Annotated in this window: 17 protein-coding genes; 10 read left to right on the forward strand and 7 right to left on the reverse strand. The window is 68.2% G+C overall.

What is annotated here, in order from left to right; all coding sequences use genetic code 11:
- Positions 1–57 precede the first annotated feature (57 nt).
- Positions 58–1,509 carry a polysaccharide biosynthesis tyrosine autokinase gene (locus tag KHB019_RS06130; protein WP_337458338.1) on the forward strand — a complete coding sequence of 484 codons (1,452 nt, stop codon included), beginning with the start codon at positions 58–60 and terminating at the stop codon, positions 1,507–1,509.
- A 236-nt stretch (positions 1,510–1,745) separates the two neighbouring features.
- A complete protein-coding gene (locus KHB019_RS06135; RefSeq protein WP_337458339.1) occupies positions 1,746–2,030 on the forward strand; it encodes a hypothetical protein in 285 nt (94 codons plus the stop codon).
- A gap of 119 nt (positions 2,031–2,149) precedes the next feature.
- On the opposite strand, the gene KHB019_RS06140 is transcribed toward KHB019_RS06135, so the two are convergent.
- Positions 2,150–2,596 (reverse strand): GtrA family protein, encoded by a 447-nt coding sequence (locus KHB019_RS06140; RefSeq protein ID WP_337458340.1) that lies wholly within the window; start codon positions 2,594–2,596, stop codon positions 2,150–2,152.
- Between the two features lie 61 nt (positions 2,597–2,657).
- On the opposite strand from KHB019_RS06140, the gene KHB019_RS06145 reads away from it, so the two are divergent.
- The 7 genes from KHB019_RS06145 (at position 2,658) to KHB019_RS06175 (ending at position 10,672) form a co-directional block, all read left to right on the forward strand.
- Positions 2,658–3,440, forward strand: coding sequence for a glycosyltransferase family 2 protein (locus KHB019_RS06145; protein WP_337458341.1), 783 nt, complete (start codon positions 2,658–2,660; stop codon positions 3,438–3,440).
- A 1-nt stretch (position 3,441) separates the two neighbouring features.
- Positions 3,442–4,896, forward strand: a complete 1,455-nt coding sequence (locus tag KHB019_RS06150; protein ID WP_337458342.1) for a hypothetical protein — start codon at positions 3,442–3,444, stop codon at positions 4,894–4,896.
- 342 nt (positions 4,897–5,238) lie between these two features.
- On the forward strand, positions 5,239–6,768 hold the full coding sequence (locus KHB019_RS06155; protein ID WP_443193191.1) for a sugar transferase: 1,530 nt from the start codon (positions 5,239–5,241) through the stop codon (positions 6,766–6,768).
- Positions 6,769–6,823: 55 nt separating this feature from the next.
- Entirely contained in the window at positions 6,824–7,459 is a 636-nt protein-coding gene (locus tag KHB019_RS06160; RefSeq protein WP_337458343.1) for a hypothetical protein, read from the forward strand.
- A gap of 3 nt (positions 7,460–7,462) precedes the next feature.
- Entirely contained in the window at positions 7,463–8,758 is a 1,296-nt protein-coding gene (locus KHB019_RS06165; RefSeq protein ID WP_337458344.1) for an MFS transporter, read from the forward strand.
- Complete coding sequence (locus tag KHB019_RS06170) at positions 8,755–9,786, forward strand: hypothetical protein (protein ID WP_337458345.1); 1,032 nt, start codon at positions 8,755–8,757, stop codon at positions 9,784–9,786. Before KHB019_RS06165 ends, KHB019_RS06170 begins: the two co-directional genes overlap by 4 nt.
- A 7-nt stretch (positions 9,787–9,793) precedes the next feature.
- Entirely contained in the window at positions 9,794–10,672 is an 879-nt protein-coding gene (locus tag KHB019_RS06175; RefSeq protein WP_337458346.1) for a glycosyltransferase, read from the forward strand.
- Here the strand turns inward: KHB019_RS06175 and KHB019_RS06180 are convergent.
- The 3 genes from KHB019_RS06180 to KHB019_RS06190 are packed head-to-tail and all read right to left on the reverse strand — an operon-like array spanning position 10,643 to position 12,947.
- A complete protein-coding gene (locus KHB019_RS06180; protein ID WP_337458347.1) occupies positions 10,643–11,068 on the reverse strand; it encodes a VanZ family protein in 426 nt (141 codons plus the stop codon). The genes KHB019_RS06175 and KHB019_RS06180 overlap by 30 nt on opposite strands.
- Positions 11,068–11,964 (reverse strand): DUF6492 family protein, encoded by an 897-nt coding sequence (locus tag KHB019_RS06185; protein ID WP_337458348.1) that lies wholly within the window; start codon positions 11,962–11,964, stop codon positions 11,068–11,070. Before KHB019_RS06185 ends, KHB019_RS06180 begins: the two co-directional genes overlap by 1 nt.
- Positions 11,961–12,947: a glycosyltransferase family 2 protein gene (locus KHB019_RS06190; protein WP_337458349.1), complete on the reverse strand. Its 987-nt coding sequence runs from the start codon at positions 12,945–12,947 to the stop codon at positions 11,961–11,963. Before KHB019_RS06190 ends, KHB019_RS06185 begins: the two co-directional genes overlap by 4 nt.
- Before the next feature lie 100 nt (positions 12,948–13,047).
- Between KHB019_RS06190 and KHB019_RS06195 the strand changes: the two genes are divergently transcribed.
- A complete protein-coding gene (locus KHB019_RS06195) occupies positions 13,048–13,617 on the forward strand; it encodes an acyltransferase (RefSeq protein WP_337458350.1) in 570 nt (189 codons plus the stop codon).
- On the opposite strand, the gene KHB019_RS06200 is transcribed toward KHB019_RS06195, so the two are convergent.
- The 3 genes from KHB019_RS06200 to KHB019_RS06210 are packed head-to-tail and all read right to left on the reverse strand — an operon-like array spanning position 13,594 to position 16,543.
- Positions 13,594–15,033 (reverse strand): O-antigen ligase family protein, encoded by a 1,440-nt coding sequence (locus KHB019_RS06200; RefSeq protein ID WP_337458351.1) that lies wholly within the window; start codon positions 15,031–15,033, stop codon positions 13,594–13,596. The genes KHB019_RS06195 and KHB019_RS06200 overlap by 24 nt on opposite strands.
- On the reverse strand, positions 15,030–15,854 hold the full coding sequence (locus KHB019_RS06205) for a hypothetical protein (protein ID WP_337458352.1): 825 nt from the start codon (positions 15,852–15,854) through the stop codon (positions 15,030–15,032). The genes KHB019_RS06200 and KHB019_RS06205 overlap by 4 nt, the downstream gene beginning before the upstream one ends.
- Positions 15,851–16,543 (reverse strand): hypothetical protein, encoded by a 693-nt coding sequence (locus tag KHB019_RS06210; RefSeq protein WP_337458353.1) that lies wholly within the window; start codon positions 16,541–16,543, stop codon positions 15,851–15,853. The genes KHB019_RS06205 and KHB019_RS06210 overlap by 4 nt, the downstream gene beginning before the upstream one ends.
- Positions 16,544–16,606: the final 63 nt, after the last annotated feature.

The following is a 16,606-nucleotide window of genomic DNA, read 5'->3' on the forward strand; positions in this document are numbered from 1 at the left end:
CAAGAATCACGGCACCGCATCGCGGAACCGGCCAACTGACCGAGGGAATCGACAAGCGTGGAGCTTCGCGACTACATCCGCATCCTGCACAAGAACTGGATAGCGATCCTGGTGCTGCTCATCCTCGGCCTCGCCGGGGGAGCGGCGTACGCCTCGACACAGGCGCCGAAGTACGTGGCATCCACTCAGCTCTACGTCTCGGTGCGCACCGAAGGCGCCGCCACCGGCGACCTCGTGCAGGGCACCACGTTCGCCCGGCAGATCGTGACCAGCTATGTCGACGTCGTCGGCACCGCCCTCGTGCTCGAGCCCGTGGTCGAAGAGCTGGGGCTCGATGTCTCGGCGCAGGCGTTGTCTTCGCGCGTCTCGGCCACCACACCGCTGAACACTGTGCTCATCGACATCACCGTCACCGATACCGATCCGAAGCAGGCTGCGGCCATCGCCGACGCGACCGCGGTGAGCTTCGCAAACGTGGTGCAGACGCAGCTCGAGCGGCCGGATGCTGAGGGCGGAGCCAGCCCCGTGCAGATCACTGTCACTGACCCGGCCGCCGAGCCCACGACGCCGTCGAGCCCGAACGTGCCGCTGCTGATCGTCCTCGGCGGACTCCTCGGTCTCGCCGCAGGCATCGCGTTCGCGGTGCTGCGCAGCGTTCTCGACACGCGCATCCACACGCTGCACGACCTCGAGACGATCACCGACCGCCCGATGCTCGGCGGCGTCGCTTACGACCCCGAGGCGAAGAAGCGCCCGCTCATCGTGCACGCCGACCCGCGCAGCCCACGCGCGGAGTCGTTCCGCACGCTGCGAACCAACCTGCAGTTCCTCGAGGTCGACTCTGACTCTCGCACGTTCGTGATCTCGAGCGCCGGGCCTGGTGAGGGAAAGTCGACCACGACCGCGAACCTCGCCATCGCGCTTGCCGAAACGGGCGCGCGAGTGGCTCTCATCGACGGCGACCTGCGCCTCCCCCGTGTCGCGGACTACATGGGCATCGAGGGCGGCGTCGGACTCACCAACGTGCTCATCGGTCAGATCGATGTCGCCGATGCCCTGCAGAAGTGGGGCAAGAACGAACTCTTCGTGCTGCCGAGCGGGCCGATCCCGCCGAACCCGAGCGAGCTGCTCGGCTCGTCGGCGATGGATCGGGTGCTCAAGCCGCTGGAGGAGTACTTCGACTACATCCTCATCGACGCTCCCCCGCTGCTGCTCGTCACCGACGCCGCCGTCGTCGGCAAGAAGACCCGCGGCATCATCCTCGCCGCGGCATCGGGCAAGACGAAGAAGCCCGAACTCGCCGGCGCGATCCGAACACTCGAGACGGCTGGCGTGAACCTGCTCGGCGTCGTCGTGACCATGCTGCCGACGAAGGGTCCGGACAGCTACGGCTACGGGTCGTACACGTACGGCTCGACGCACACGCTCGAGCAGGCGCCGACGGAGCTGACTGCGGCGCAGGCGAAGCCGAAGCGGGTGCGGCGGGCGCGGACTAAGGTCGGGGCTTAGCGGCTTCTCGTAGCGTCCGTTCCGAGCACCCCGGCGGCGATACGCGAATGCGGCGTTTGATGGGCACGTATGTCTCGCGTGTGGCCACAGCTCCTCTTGCGACAGCGGACAAGAAACAGCGACCTGTTCTTACCACTCCGAGTTGGCCGCTCATGGTGCGGGATTCAAACGGAGATGACAGCCCACAGGCAACCTTCATGGCCTCGGTTGCACGGCGCGAGGAGAAGGGGTCTGACGTGAACGTCGCGTCCCATCTCTTGCTTGATATCCTCGAGAAGCGTGTGGACGCGGCGATTGTGATCAGCAATGACAGCGACCTGGAGTTTCCAATTCGCCAAGCTCGGGAACGAGTTCCCGTCGGTACGGTCAATCCAACGCGCAGTTATCTCGCGGGTGCGCTCGCTGGGAAGTCCACCGACGGGGTGGGAGACCACTGGTGGCATCAGCTTACGACCGCACAGATTACCTCGTCACAGCTGCCCGCTATCGTGGGCAAGCTGTCCCGACCAACTGGCTGGTGATTCCGCCGGATCCGGGAGCGTGCTATGTTTGGTCAATACCACTCGGTCCCTCTGGGGCCGAGTTTTTTCTTGCTTGCTCTGGCTGGGTGCCGCCCCTTCGATGGGCTCAGGGAGCGTTGTCAGCCGGCGGACTTCGACGGGCGGAAGACGACCTTGTGGTAGAGCACGAAGCGGAAGAGCACCACGATCACGATGCTGATCAGGTTGACGACGTTCAGGGCGAACGCGCCGGTCGCGTGACCGACGATGGCCTCCAGCGCCTCGACGCCGAGCCAGACGAGGCCGGCGCCCAGCAACGTGCAGACGCCGTTCGTCGCAAGGAACAGCACGAGCTCTGAGATCCGTCCTCGGCGGTCGCGGTGGCGGAACGCCCACTCACGATTGCCGATGTAGGCGTTCACGAGAGCGACGAGCGAGGCGACGATCTTCGACACGACCGGATCCCAGTCGAACACGAAGACGAACAGGTTGAACGCCGCGATCTCGATCACGGTGCTGATCGCACCGACGATGAGGAACCGGCTTCCCACACCCGCCAGGCGTCGCAAACGGGCAGGGATCTTCACTCCATTAGAGTACTAGGTGCATGCGCTGCGACCGGCGCACCCACCAGCGCCTGAGGATTCCGTGACCGTCACCCATCTCGCCATCGTCATGCCCGCCTACAACGAGGCCGAAGGCATCAGAGGATTCATCGACGAGATCCGCGACCACGTCGCACCGCTCGCCGAGCGCGTCTCGTTCTTCATCGCCGACGACCGATCCACCGACGAGACGGCGCACGTCTTCGACGACACGTCCGACGTCGAGGTGCAGACCCAGCCGGCGAATCGTGGCCACGGACCCACTGCGCTTGCCGCCTACCGCTTGGGTCTGGCATCAGACGCCGACCTCATCGTGCACGTCGACGGCGACGGACAATTCCTCGGCACGGACTTCGTCCGCGTGATCCGCGCCATCGAGTCGACGTCGGCCGACGTCGTGCACGGCGTACGCGGCGGCCGCACCGACCCCTGGTACCGGCAGACGCTCACGGCGTGCGTCGGACTGCTGATCGCCGCGGCATCGGGTCGTCGCATCCCCGACGTCAACACTCCCCTGCGCGCCTACCGGCCGGCAGCCCTGCGGGCGCTCGTGGATGCCGTGCCCGCCGACGCTGCAGTGCCCCACGTGCACTTCTCGCTGGCCGAGGCCCGAGCCGAGTTCATCGTGCGCTATGTGAGCGTCACGAGCATCCCCCGCCGGGGCGAATCGCAGAGCGGCACGATGTGGGGACGCGCCGCCAGCCTGCGGCTGCCCCCGAAGCGCCTGCGCCAGTTCGCCATTGCGGCCCTCCGCGAGACGTGGACGCAGTCGCTGCGCCCGTCGGCGCCGCTGCGCTCCGTCCGACGCCCGGTTCCTGTCGATTGACATGAAGACGTTTCGTTCTGCCCTGTTCTGGGTGCTGGCTGCAGCGCTGCTCGCCGGGCACCTCGTGCTCGCGTGGAACAGCCTGGTCGTCTGGCGCTTCTGGGAGGACGAGGCGTTCAACCTCACCGTCCCCCTGAACCTGCTCTCGGGCCTCGGCTACACGAGCGACGGCGCGCTCTCGGGCTCGACGCTCACGCCGTTCGATCCGCGGATCTCGACCGGCCCGGTCGTGCTGCTTCCGGTCGCTGCGATGCTGACGACCGGAATCGACCCGGTGATCGGCGCGCGCCTGATCCCGCTGGCCTACTGGGCGCTGCTGCTGGCCGGACTCTTCGTGCTCGGCCGTCGCATCGGCGGCCGCCGGGCGGCGCTCGCGGCCGTCGCCGTTCCCCTCGCCTTCACGACCGGTGTCGGCGTCTCGCCCATTCAGGGCCCCGCGGATCTGCTCGGCGAGATCCCCGCGGCGGCGCTGCTCGTGTGGGCGCTGGTCGTCCTGCCCCGCCGCACCTGGCTGGCCGGCCTGCTCGTGGGGCTCGCTGTTCAAGCGAAGCTCATCGTGCTGCTGGCGCTGCCCGCCTTCGCCGTCGCGCTGTGGCTGCTGCCGTCCGATGCTTCGACGGTCGGTGAGCGAGTCAAGACTCTGCTCAAGCGATCCTGGGTTCCGCTGCTGTTCGTGGCGCTGCCGACGTTCCTGGTCGAGCTGTTCGCGCTCGTGTCACTCGGCCTCGACGGGTTCATCATGCACCTGCGAGAGCTGTGGTGGTTCATGCGCAGCGGCGGGCAGGGCGGCGAGCCGACGACCGTGGTGTCGAAGCTGACGACCCTTGCCGACTCATGGTCGCTGCCGGTGTGGGCAGCTGTCGTGCTCGCCGTGGTGTCGATCGGACTGATCGCCGCCGGACTCTGGGTTGCTCGAGGCTCGGACTCCGCGAAGAGCGTGTCGCTGTACGTGTGGCCGGCGTTCGTCGGTGCGCTCGCGTTCGTCGGGTGGTGGGCCACCGCGTCTCACCTGCCGCTGTGGGTGCGGCATCCGGCACCCGGCGTGTTCGCGTTCTTCCCGATCCTGACGGCTGCCGCTTTCTGGGCCTGCGTGGTGCTGTTCCGCGGACGCACGACGCGCGTGGTCGCAGTGGTGGCGGCATCCGTTCTCGCACTCGGAATCGGCGCCGGGTCGGTACTGCACGTCGTCGTCGCGACGACTGCGGCGCGCTGGGAGACCCTCGTCATGCAGCGGGACGCCGTCGAACCGCTCGCCGAATGGGTCGCCGAGAACGACGCCGAGTGGCTGGCCGCCGCTCCCTGGGGCGCCGCCGTCTCGCCGATCGTGCTCAGTGGAGCCCACGTGGGACTGTGGGATGCGCCTGCCATGAACGGCGTCCCTCGCCTGACCGGCGCGAAGTGCACGACCGACGTCCTCGCCGACAGCGGTCGCTACCGCATCTGCGCCGCGGAGTAGCCACGGAGCGAACCCGCTGCGCATCGGGTTTTCACCCGTCATGGAGCCGCCCGACGCGGGGGTTCTCCCCTTCGTGACGTCATCCGGAGAATTAACCGACGAATGTCTATGCATCGCGTGCCGGGTTGGGCTAATGTGAGCGGCATCCGAACTGCAAGACAGTGAGCATCGAGTGGGATCGATGCGAGCAACCGTGATGTGGGATCACGTGTCTTGCAACCGTCGCAAGGGGTTGTGACGTTCGGATGCGCCGTGATGTGGGATCACGGTTACTGGGGATGAAACTGGGGAAGCAATGTCGCACTGGGGTATGCGTGCATGCGCTGCTCGGGGTGCACGGACATGACGTCCGTGGAGAACGCTCTGAGCCTGACACGCGAGGACTCGGCCGTGATTTCGGCGTCCGTTCCGCGCGTACGGGTCGAGACGACCACGGCTCCGATGCCGCGCGTCTCGGCGACGCTGGAGCACCGTCTGCACTGGGAACGGGCGCACCGCGTCCGCCTCGGCCTGACGGATGCTGCCGTGATCGCGATCGCCACTGGCGTCGCCTCCGGAATCCAGCTTCATCTGGGTGAACCGCCCGTGGATGTCGTGACGCGCGCTGCGCTGTTGGCGACGGTGTGGTTCGCCACGCTGCTCGCCATGCGCACGAGCCTCACGGCTCTGTTCGGCTCGAGCACCGCCGAGTATCGGGGCATCGCGCATGCCTCCGGCCTCGCCATCGGACTGATGGCGGTTCTGGCCGTTCTACTCGACTGGGACTCGATGCGGCTCACCGTGCTCATCACCCTCCCCACGGGCCTGCTCGGCCTTCTGATGAGTCGGTGGTCGTGGCGGCGCTGGTTGAGCATCCAGCGTCGCCATGGCCGATTCACGTCGCAGACCCTCGTCGTGGGGAACCGCGATGAGGTCGAGTACGTCGTGCGCGCCCTCGAGCCGATCGGCACTGCCGGCTACCAGATCGTCGGCGCCACGCTGCTCGACGGCAACGCCCGCGAGATGGACCTCGGACGCACGACCGTCCCCGTGCTCGGCAACCTCAACACGGTCGCCGAGGTCGCCATCGCGCTGAACGCCGACACGATCATCGTCGCCGGTCGCCCCGAACGCGACCCTGACTTCATCAAGCGGCTCAGCTGGGAGCTCGAGGGCACGGCATCCGAACTCGTCCTCACCGACCACCTCGCCGACGTCGCCGGTCCTCGGCTGTCGTTCACACCGGTCGACGGCCTGCCGATGATCAAGATGCAGATCCCGACCTACGAGGGTGCAAAGCACGTGCTCAAGCGGGCCCTGGACATCGTCGTATCGACCCTCGCACTCGTGCCGATCATCTTGCTGACGCCGGTACTCGCGCTGCTGATCAAGCTCGATTCTCCCGGCCCCGTGTTCTTCTTCCAAGAACGCGTGGGCCGGGATGGGAAGCCCTTCCAAATCGTGAAGTTCCGGTCCATGCATGCAGATGCCGAGCAGCGCCTCGCTGCGCTGAAGACGGCGAATGAGGGCTCAGGGCTCCTGTTCAAGATGAAGAACGACCCGCGCATCACCCGCGTCGGGCGGATCCTGCGCAAGCTGTCGTTCGATGAGCTGCCGCAGTTCTGGAACGTTCTCGCCGGCGAGATGAGCGTCGTCGGCCCGCGGCCGCCGCTGCCCAGCGAGGTCAGCGACTACGACGGCACCGTCTCACGCCGCCTCTACATCAAGCCCGGCATCACCGGACTCTGGCAGATCTCGGGGCGCAGCGACCTCAGCTGGGACGAGAGCATCCGCCTCGATCTGCGCTACGTCGAGAACTGGTCGGTCATCACGGATCTGCAGATCATGTGGCGCACGGCCAGAGTCATGTTCGCTCCGAGAGGGGCGTACTGAGGGCGCGGGCGCACCGACAGCGCACACGCATCAAGACCCGAGGGGAGACGGGTGGATGACACACACAGCAGAAGAACGCACGCTGACACCGGCGATGAAGATCGCCCTCGGCGTGGTCGGGGTACTGGTCGTCGGAGGCATCGTCACGGCCATGGTGTGGAACGGATCAGGTTCGCCCGACGCCGCGGCACCGGTCGCCTCGACCAGTCCGCCGGCGCCGACGACGCCGGGACCACTGCCCGACGCCACGCCGACGACTGGTTCCGAAGTGCCGTCGACCGGTTCCGAGGTGCCGCCGGCAACCGCCCGCGGCACCGGATTGCCCCCGCTCGATGCCGTCGTTCCGCTGGTGAAGGCGCCTCTCCCCGCGCCGGCATCGCGAAGCGGCGGCATCGTGTCGGGCTTCCCGACCCGCATCGCAGACGCCATGGACGGTTCGACGGTCGTGTCGACTTCGATCGCCACGGAGAACACCGTCATGCAGGTGAGCCTCGTCGCATCCAGCACGGATGATCCGGACAGTATTCGTGCGCACTACCTCAAACTGTGGACGGGTCTGGGTCTCGTAGAAGCCCCCGACAACGGCGAGATGCTCGCTGTCACCGGCTCGTTCGAGTCGCTGACGCTGAGCGTGAAGACGACTGGCACGGGCAACCTGTACACGATCTTCGGCGTCTTCAAGACGGAGTGACACGTGTACATCTCCTTCACGAACACGCCCAAGCAGGCGGACACAGAACCCCAGGGCAAGAAGCGCCGGCCGGGGCGACGCACCGTCTCATCGACCGTCGTCACCCTCGGCATCGTCTCGATGCTCACCGACATCTCGTCCGAGTCGGTCTCGGCGATCCTGCCCCTCTACATCACCGGGTTCCTCGGCATGTCGACCATCGCGTTCGGATTCCTCGACGGGTTCTACCAGGGCATCAGCGCCCTGGTCCGGATCGCCGGCGGCTACACGTCCGACCGGCTCGACCAGCCCAAGTGGGTCGCCTTCACCGGGTACGCCCTCGCCGCGGTCGCCCGCGTCGGGCTGCTGTTCGCGTCCGGCTTCGGAGCGCTGACGGCGGTGATCACGGCAGACCGCATCGGAAAGGGCATCCGAACGGCGCCACGGGATGCCGTGATCACCGCATCATCGAAGCCCGAGAACCTCGGAGCATCGTTCGGCGTGCACCGGACCCTCGACAACATCGGCGCGGCCATCGGGCCGCTCCTGGCGTTCTTCATCCTGCTGCTGATCCCTGACGGCTACGGCACGATCTTCGTCGCCTCGCTCGGCTTCGCCGTGGTCGGCGTGACGATCCTCGGGCTGTTCGTCCCGAATGTGCGGTCGCGCTCCCGCGGGTCGTTGAGCGAGCCCAAGCCGAAGTTCGACTGGAGCTCGATCACCTCGGGCCCGATGCGGCGCGTGCTCGCGGCATCCGGCATCCTGGGCCTGCTGACGATCGGCGACGGCTTCATCTATCTCGTCCTGCAGGCCCGAGGCGACTTCGCCGCGCAGTGGTTCCCGCTCATGTACGTCGGCACGAACATCGCCTTCCTCGCCTTCGCGATCCCGCTCGGGCGGCTGGCCGACCGCATCGGGCGCGCACGCGTCTTCGTGTACGGTCACGCGGGCCTGCTCGGCGCCTACCTCGCCGCGATCGTGCCGATGGCCGACATCGCGGCCACGATGCTCTGCCTGGCACTGCTCGGCGCGTTCTACGCCGCGACCGACGGGGTTCTCGCCGCGCTCGCCGCGCAGCTCACGGCTCCGGAGGCCAGGGGCACCGGCATCGCCGCGGCGCAGACCGTCGTCGCCCTGAGCCGTTTCGTCTCGGCGGCCGGTTTCGGCATCTTCTGGTTCGTCGTCGGCCGCGAGGTCGCGATGATCACGGTCGCAGGTCTCCTGCTCGTCGCCGTCCCCGTCGTCGCCTGGCTGCTGCGAGCGCACCTCGCAGCTCCGCGGGCAGCCGTCGCGCCGGCCGATGCGGAGCAGAGCCCGTGACACCCCGTGCGAAGTGGATCGTGATCGTCGTCGTCTCGGCGGTCGCGCTCGGCGGCACGATCGGCATCGGCATCTCCGCCTGGGCGCAGTACCAGCAACGCCAGAACGCCCCTTCGGCGGCCGACACGACCACGACGGACGACGCACCGTCGGGCGACCGCATCCTGTTCCGCAACACGGCATCCGGGCAGGGGTACGGCCACGTCGCCAGCGTTCCCCTCGCCGAGCCCGGGGGCCCGCGGGCCGTGCTCGACATCGCCTGCGATCGGGTCGCAGCATCCGGTGGCGCCATCTCGTGCCTGCGATCGGAACGCGGCATCACGCCGAGCTACGGCGCGCACCTCTACGACGCGGCCGGTACGACGGAGCAGCTCGGCTGGGCGCTGCCGGGGATACCCAGCCGCACCCGGTTCTCGCCGGACGGCTCGCTCGTCGCGACGACCTCGTTCGTCACCGGTCACGCCTACGCGACGATCGGGTTCTCGACCGAGACGGTGATCCACAGGACGGACGACGGCGAGAGCTTCGGCAGCCTCGAGGAGTGGACGCTCCTCATCGATGGAGCCCCGAGCGCACCGCTGGACCGCAACTACTGGGGCGTCACGTTCGTCGACGACGACACGTTCTACGCCACGGTCGGCATGACCACCACCGGCGAGACGCACCTCGTCGTCGGGGACATCGCGAAGCGCACGCTGACGGCCCTCGCCGACGATGTGGAGTGCCCCTCGCTGTCCCCGGACGGCACGCGCATCGCATTCAAGCGCGTCACGTCGGGGTCGGGGCCCACCGTGCACTGGACGCCGGCGGTCTACGACATCGCATCCGCCGCCGTGACCGTGCTGGATACCGAGTCCCGCAGCGTCGACGACCAGATCGCCTGGCTCGACGACGGCACGCTGCTCTACGGGATGCCGAACGACACCGTCGGCGACTCAGACGTGTGGTCGCTGAACGCCGACGGCTCCGGCACTCCGACGATTCTCATCGAACACGCATGGTCACCCGCCGTGGTGACGGAGAAGTGAGGAAGCCATGGTCAGTGTGATCATCGCCGCGCACAACGAGGAGTCGGTGATCGAGCGGTGCCTCGGGTCGCTCCATCGGGGCGGGACCCCGCTGCAGATCATCGTCAGTGCGAACGGCTGCACGGATGCCACTGCCGAGCTCGCGCGATCTCTGAACACGACCGTGGTCGAGCGCTCGGAAGCAGGGAAGGCCGGGGCGCTCAACGCCGCAGAGGAAGTCGCGACCTCGTTCCCGCGGGTGTACCTCGACGCCGACATCCTCGTGCCCTATGGCGGCATCGCAGCCCTCGCCGCCGCACTCGACGACGAGTCCGGCGTGCTGGCGACGATGCCCCGCCGACGGGTCAACACGGCCGGGCGGCCCTGGGCCGTACAGGCGTACTTCGAGATCAATCAGCGGCTGCCCGTGTTCCGCAGCGGACTGTTCGGGCGCGGCCTGATCGTCCTCTCCGAGACCGGGCGGGCGCGCTTCGGCGCGTTCCCCGACCTGATCGCCGACGACCTCTTCCTCGACGGGCAGTTCACCGCCGAAGAGAAGCGCGAGGTGCCTGAGGTCGAAGCCGTCGTCGAGGCACCATGGACCACCGCCGACCTGCTGAACAGACTCGTCCGGGTGCGTCGCGGCAACACGCAGATGCGCAGGGCGACGGCGTCGCACGAGGTGAGCGGCAGCGTCCGGTCGTCAGATCGCTGGTCCTGGCTGCGCGACGTGGTGCTCAAGGACCTCAGCCTCGCACCCGCCGGCGTGGCCTACGCCGCGATCACCGTGATCGCCGGCCTTCGCGCTCGACGTGCCCGGCAGGACGTGTGGGGGCGGGACGCGAGCACCCGAGAGCGCAGTACGGAGACCGCAGCGTCAGCTGCGCTTCCCACGAGGCCCCGCTAACCGCCTCCGGCGGCGCACGACGAACCAGGCGAGGGCGGCGCCGACCGCCGCACCGAGCGCATTGGCGAGCACGTCCCGCGCGCTCGGTGTGCGCGCGGGAATCAGGATCTGTCCGAGCTCGGCGGCGATCGACAGGGCAGCGGCGAGCAGCGCCCCTCGCCAGGGGTGGTCGAACAGGAGGGTCAGGAGGAATCCCAGCGGCGCGAAGATCAGGATGTTCGCACCGAACTCCACCCAGTGCGGATTGACGGATTCAGTGCCCAGGACTGCGCTGATCTGCGCGGTCGCCGCTTCGATGAGCCCGCCGTATCCGATGGGGAGCACGAGCACGAGCACAACGAGCACGCCGTAGATCACGAGCCCCCACGCAGCCCAGGGCAGACGTCCACGTGTCATCAGCGGCCGGCCGCTTCGGCGATGAACCGCAGCACGTCCTCATCGGTCGACGAGTTCGACTGCACGTGCACGGCGAGGTCGTCGGGGCGCATCGCGTCGACGAACGGCCGCGCTGTCTCGATCGTCAACGGTGTCTGACCCCAGTGGCTGTGGCAGAGACTCTGCTCACCGACGTACGCGCGATGCGCCGGCTCGGCGATCGACATGACGTAGGTGCCGTAGGTGATGTATTCCGACAGATCGAGGCACGCCGCGACCGTCTCCAGCCAGCCGCGTCCCCGCACCTCGGAGATGCGTCCGATCAGTGCGCGGACCAGGGTCGGATCCCAGCTGACGAAGGCCGAGATGTAGTCGGGCGAGTCGTCCTCGACCTGATCGATCCCGAGCAGCTCGAGCGCCCTGGTGCGCTGTGCGACGTGCCGCGTCATCGCGGGGGTGATCCCGTGCGGCCTCCGGTACAGCCGCACCGTGCCGTCGGCGGCGCGGAAGGCGGACTCCGTCAGGGTGCGCACGACCACGACGTCGGAATCGATGAGCAGCGCCACGTCGTCGGACAGCTCGGAGACGAGCGCCAGCTTGATCACCTGCTGCATGATCCACCCGCGGACCGGCGGCCACGGGTGCGCGACGTTCACCGCCGCGATCCGCAACCCGCGAGGAACCCCGGGGAGGGTCTGCACCCACGCGGTCTGCAGGAATCGTCTGGGCAGGACGGAGCTGTACGGCCGCACGTCGAGCCTCGCCGAACCCAGCGATCGGAACAACGACGCGTGCGCGTCGGGCACCACGACGATGTGTCGGACGTCGTCAGCGCTGTGAGCCACGACCGACTCGTGCAGCCGACGGAACGTGACGAAGTCGGGCGCGTAGCTCGCGGTGACGACGGTGAGCGTCATGGCTTCGCCGTTCCGCGCGCCCGTGCCGCCGCATCCGCAGCCGACGGGTCGGATCTGGTCGCCCGAGGCAGCTCGGCCCACGAACGCGGGCGCAGCACGGTGCGCAGGATCGCGCGGTGGCGCGCATCGCGCGCACGCGTCACCTCGTTCAGCACGGCGGTGAAGTGGAAGAGGGCCGTGGCGACGGCCCCGTGGTACTTCGCGAAGTAGCGGATGCGGTTGACGGCCAGCAGCGTGAACTGCTGCAACGAGCCGCCGGAACCGCCCTCGGCGTGACGGACGACGGCAGCGGGCTCGTACCAGACCGTGAAGCCCGCTTCCCTGGCACGACGGAAGTAGTCGGTCTCCTCCGAATACAGGAAGAAGCGCTCGTCCCACTCCCCGATCGCAGCGGCGGCCTCGCTCGAGACCATGAGGGCAGCACCCGTCGCCCAGTCGACGCGCCGCGCAGCGCCGTACACCTCCGGCACGAAGATCATCTCGGCGAAAGCCCCGGGTCTGCGCCTGAGGCGCCCGCCGAGCAGAGCATCGCCGAGACCGCGCAGGATGCTCGGCTCCCGTCGCAGCGAGTCCGTGCGCTCGCCCGCGCTGTCGACGATCATCGGCACGACCACGCCGACGCCGTGCTGGTCGAGACGCGACCGCATGGCCGCGATGGCCCCCGGCTCGACCTCGATGTCCGGGTTGAGGACGAGGACGGCGTCAGCCGATCCGGCGTCGCGAGCGGCCGCATTGATGCCGCCGGAATAGCCCAGATTGCCGCCGCTCGAGAAGGCGATCACGTCAGAATGGGCGCGCGCCGCCGACAGTGTGTCATCGGGCGAATCGTTGTCGGCGATGATCACCCGAAGGCGATTCGCGGTGGCCTCCCGTCGCAACGACTCGATGAGGCGATCGATGTCGGACGCATTGCGATACGTCACGACGACGACGGCGACGTCCGCGTGCTCCTTCGCATCGACGAACCGGGCCTTGCTCTCCACAGGTCTCCTCGCCATCCCCAGTGACGTGAACGCCGGCCCGGAGATCCCGAGCGCAACGGCTTGCCTGATTGCCAAAGTACCACGCACTAAGATCAGTGCCGTGGGGAAGCTTCGAAGGAGAATCCGTCTGCTGGGGATGCTGGCCAGGAGACGTCTCTTCAACATCTGGATGAACGCGTTCGTCTCATCCGAGCTCGTCCCCGAGCATGCCCGGTGGATGCTGCTCCGAGCCTCAGGCATCCGTGCGGAGCGGTGTCTGATCGACTCGGGCGGGTACATCGGCAGCCGCCGCATCGAGATCGGACGCGGAAGCTCTCTCAATCGATGCGTCTTCCTGGACGGCTCCGACAGGGTGGTCATCGGCAGGAACGTCTCGATCGGCATGAACGCGCTCGTGGTCACCGGTTCTCACGAAGAGGGCGGCCCCGACAATCGAGCGGGAGGGGCGTTCACGACGGCTCCCGTGCGGATCGAGGACGGCGCCTGGATCGGGGCGGGCTCGGTGATCCTGCCCGGCGTGACCATCGGCCGGGGTGCGATCGTCGCGAGCGCGTCGCTCGTCATGAAGGACGTCGCACCGAACACTGTCGTGATGGGAAATCCGGCGCGTGTCGTCCGGCACATCGACGATGACCCCGCCGCCGACTCAGCCCCTGCCGTCCCTCGCTGAGCGCGGCGGGAAGGTCGACAGAGCGTCGCTGGACGGATACATCGGCGTCGCACCCGCCGCGAACAGGGGCGTCGCCTCGGTGGTGGCCACCGTGCGGATCGCGCCGCAGAGTCCGACGAGCACGAACAGCAGTCCGGCCGCGATGGGGAACGACAGTCCGTCGAAGAATGCGAACTGCAGTGCGGTGTTGAGAACCGCGACGGCGAGTGCATAGCCGGCGATTCTCACGTCCGGGTCGCGGGACGACGCCCGCGCGCGGCCGGCGCTCCAGGCGGCAGCGATCAGCATTCCGGCGAAGGCGAGGACCCCGAGGATTCCGAGCTGAATGGCCGAGACCGCCCATTCGTTGTCGAAGATGTAGTACTCGGGCAGGAACGTGCCGGGGCCGACGCCGATCAGCGGAGACGGCGCCATGAACTCACCCAGACGGGCGAGCGCGTCCGTGCGGGACAGCGTGCTGCCGTCCTCCGCAGCGCCGGTGAACAGGCGGAGGGTCGAACTGGCCAGGCCAGGGACGGCGACGACCAGCATCGACGTGATCACGATGCCGCCCGCGATCACCCACGCGCGGAACCTCCGCGGCGCGGCAGGGATCATCGCGGCGAGCGCGACGATGAAGCCGATGATCGCCGTCCGCGAGAGTCCCGTCAGCGCCACGACCGCGATCCACGCGGTCGCTCCCCACCACCACCAGACCGCCGCGCGGGAGCGTCCGGTGCGGAATCCGCCTGAGAGGGCCGCGGCGACGCAGATCGAGAGCGCGGCGTTGATCGTCGTGACGAACTCGAGCGGATGCGTCGCCGTCGCGGCCGCCCGCACCTGCCCGTTGCGTTCTGCGAGCCCTCCGAACCCCACAGACAGCCCGGGGACGGATCGCCAGAAGTCCAGGAGGTACTGCTGGGTCAGCACCTGAAGGAGTGCGAGCGCCGCCAGCAGCGCGGCACCGATGGCGATCCTGCGGAGCAGCGCCCCGACGTCGTTCATCGTTCGGACGCCGTCCATGATCACCAGGAGGACGCCTGCCGATGAGATCAGGATGATCATCGTGGAGATCGCCGGGCTCACCTGTGCGGCCGGCTGGCCGCGCAGCATCGCGGCCGCGAAGCTCACGAGAGTGATCACCAGGTAGATGACGAACGCTGTGCGGACGGGCTGCGCCAGACGGCCGCCCCCTGGAGTGCTGCGCCAGCCGAGCCGCGAGAGCACCCACAGCGCGAACAGCACGAGTCCCCAGAGCATCGCCGGCCTGCCCAGAGACCCGAGGCCGTTGATGGTCACATTGGACGGGATCGCGAACAGCAGCACGATGTAGACGGTGACGAGGCTCACCGCATCCGGGATGCGGTTCCGGCCGGCGAAGATCGTGTGCTCGGCAGCGACGCGGGGCGCCGTGTGCCTGGCGCCGAGCGGCTTCATCCTTCCGCCGACTCCGCGGACGCCCGATCACGCTTCAGCGCGCCTTCATCAGGTGCGGCATCGTCGGACGCGACAGTATCGGACGCGACATCCGGCGCACTGTCATCCCGCACAGCGTCGTCGTCCGCCGCGCCGTCGTCCACGGCATCGTCATTCCCCCGGCGCATCGGGATCGGGTCGCCCTCAGCGGCCGTCGCACGGCGGCGCGAGCCCTTTCCCGAACGGCGGCGGCGGGTGATGAGCCCGTCGATCAGTGCGGCGAGGCCGAGCGAGACCACCAGCATCCCGAGACCGATGCCACCGGCCGTGAGTAGACGCTTGCGCTGATCCGTCTTGCTCTCGGTGTCGACGGTGAGGGTCATGATCGACATCTGGCTGGCGCTGCTGATGCCCTCGGACTCCTGCATGTCCGCGAGCGTCGTGACGGTGCTCTGCATCATGATGTCGAGCAGTTCCTCCGCCGCGTCATCCGATGCTGCCTTCACGCTGATCGACAGGATGGGGGCGGACGTGCCGGTGCGGACGACCTCGACGGAGGCACCGGGGAAGTCCTGCAGGACTTCGCCGAGCACGTTCTCGCCGGTCACCGCCTGAGCGACGATGTCCGTGGGCAGGGAGAGACCGCTGAGGTAGAGGTAGGGGTTGGTGGCACCCTCCGGCAGCGAGCTCAACCCGGGCAGCACGATCTGCGTGCCCTGCCGCTCGTACTCCGGCTCCACCGCGTTCCAGGCCGTGTACGCGAGAGCGACGGCGATCACCAGACCCGCTGCGACGACGTACCACCGTCGCAGCAGCATCCGCAGGACGTCCGCCGGCCTCACGCGATCGCCCCTTCGGCGACTCGACCGGCACGGCCGGCCCGCCGCGCCATGCGCGCCAGGGTGGCACGCTCCCACATCAGTGCTGCACCCACGCCGCCCATGACCCCCGCAGCGAGCATGGCCGCGAAAGCCGTGATCTGGCTCGAACGCGACGGCGTGATGTGCTCGATCCGCGCCGACAGGGGCTGGAGCGCGTGGACGACGTACTCGGGACGGCTCACGCTCACCTCCTCCTGGAGCGCGTCGGCGGTCTTCAGGACCTCATCCGTCAACGCAACCTGTCTCGCTCGCACCTGCTCCTCCGATCGACCGACGACGCTCACTGTGATCGCTGCCACAGGATGATCGGTCACCCACTGATTGCCCGTGAAGGACAGGTCGACGACGGCGGCGTCGCGAATGCCGGCACCGTAGAGCGGTGCTTCGTCCTGAGAGTAGCGAAACGGCTCGTGTCCGTCGTTCACCCTGGTCGCCACCATGTCGGCGAACGAGATCACACTGTCGTTCTCGAAACCGCTGTCCGCTTCGATGCGTGCCGCACCCGGCCAGCGGAACTCGACGACGGCACGAGTGGAGTACACGCCGCTGCCCTGCAGGAAGAGCGCGGTCAGCAGGGCGGCGAGCAGGAGCGCCGCGACGGTGGTGTACCAGCGCCGCAGGACGACATGAAGGATCTCCCGAACCGTCACGCGACCACTCCCCTCCCGAGCATCGACGCCCGCCGCACAGTGGACGCCCCCTAGCGTGTCGGC

This window comes from Microbacterium sp. KHB019 (assembly GCF_037285405.1).
Taxonomy (GTDB): Bacteria; Actinomycetota; Actinomycetes; order Actinomycetales; family Microbacteriaceae; genus Microbacterium.

Bases quoted from the DNA above. Each gene is read 5' to 3' on its own strand.
- KHB019_RS06150 (WP_337458342.1), top strand. From the start codon at position 3,442: ATGAAGACGTTTCGTTCTGCCCTGTTCTGGGTGCTGGCTGCAGCGCTG.
- KHB019_RS06155 (WP_443193191.1), top strand. From the start codon at position 5,239: ATGACGTCCGTGGAGAACGCTCTGAGCCTGACACGCGAGGACTCGGCC.
- KHB019_RS06200 (WP_337458351.1), bottom strand. From the start codon at position 15,033: ATGAAGCCGCTCGGCGCCAGGCACACGGCGCCCCGCGTCGCTGCCGAG.
- KHB019_RS06175 (WP_337458346.1), top strand. From the start codon at position 9,794: ATGGTCAGTGTGATCATCGCCGCGCACAACGAGGAGTCGGTGATCGAG.
- KHB019_RS06160 (WP_337458343.1), top strand. From the start codon at position 6,824: ATGACACACACAGCAGAAGAACGCACGCTGACACCGGCGATGAAGATC.
- KHB019_RS06185 (WP_337458348.1), bottom strand. From the start codon at position 11,964: ATGACGCTCACCGTCGTCACCGCGAGCTACGCGCCCGACTTCGTCACG.
- KHB019_RS06180 (WP_337458347.1), bottom strand. From the start codon at position 11,068: ATGACACGTGGACGTCTGCCCTGGGCTGCGTGGGGGCTCGTGATCTAC.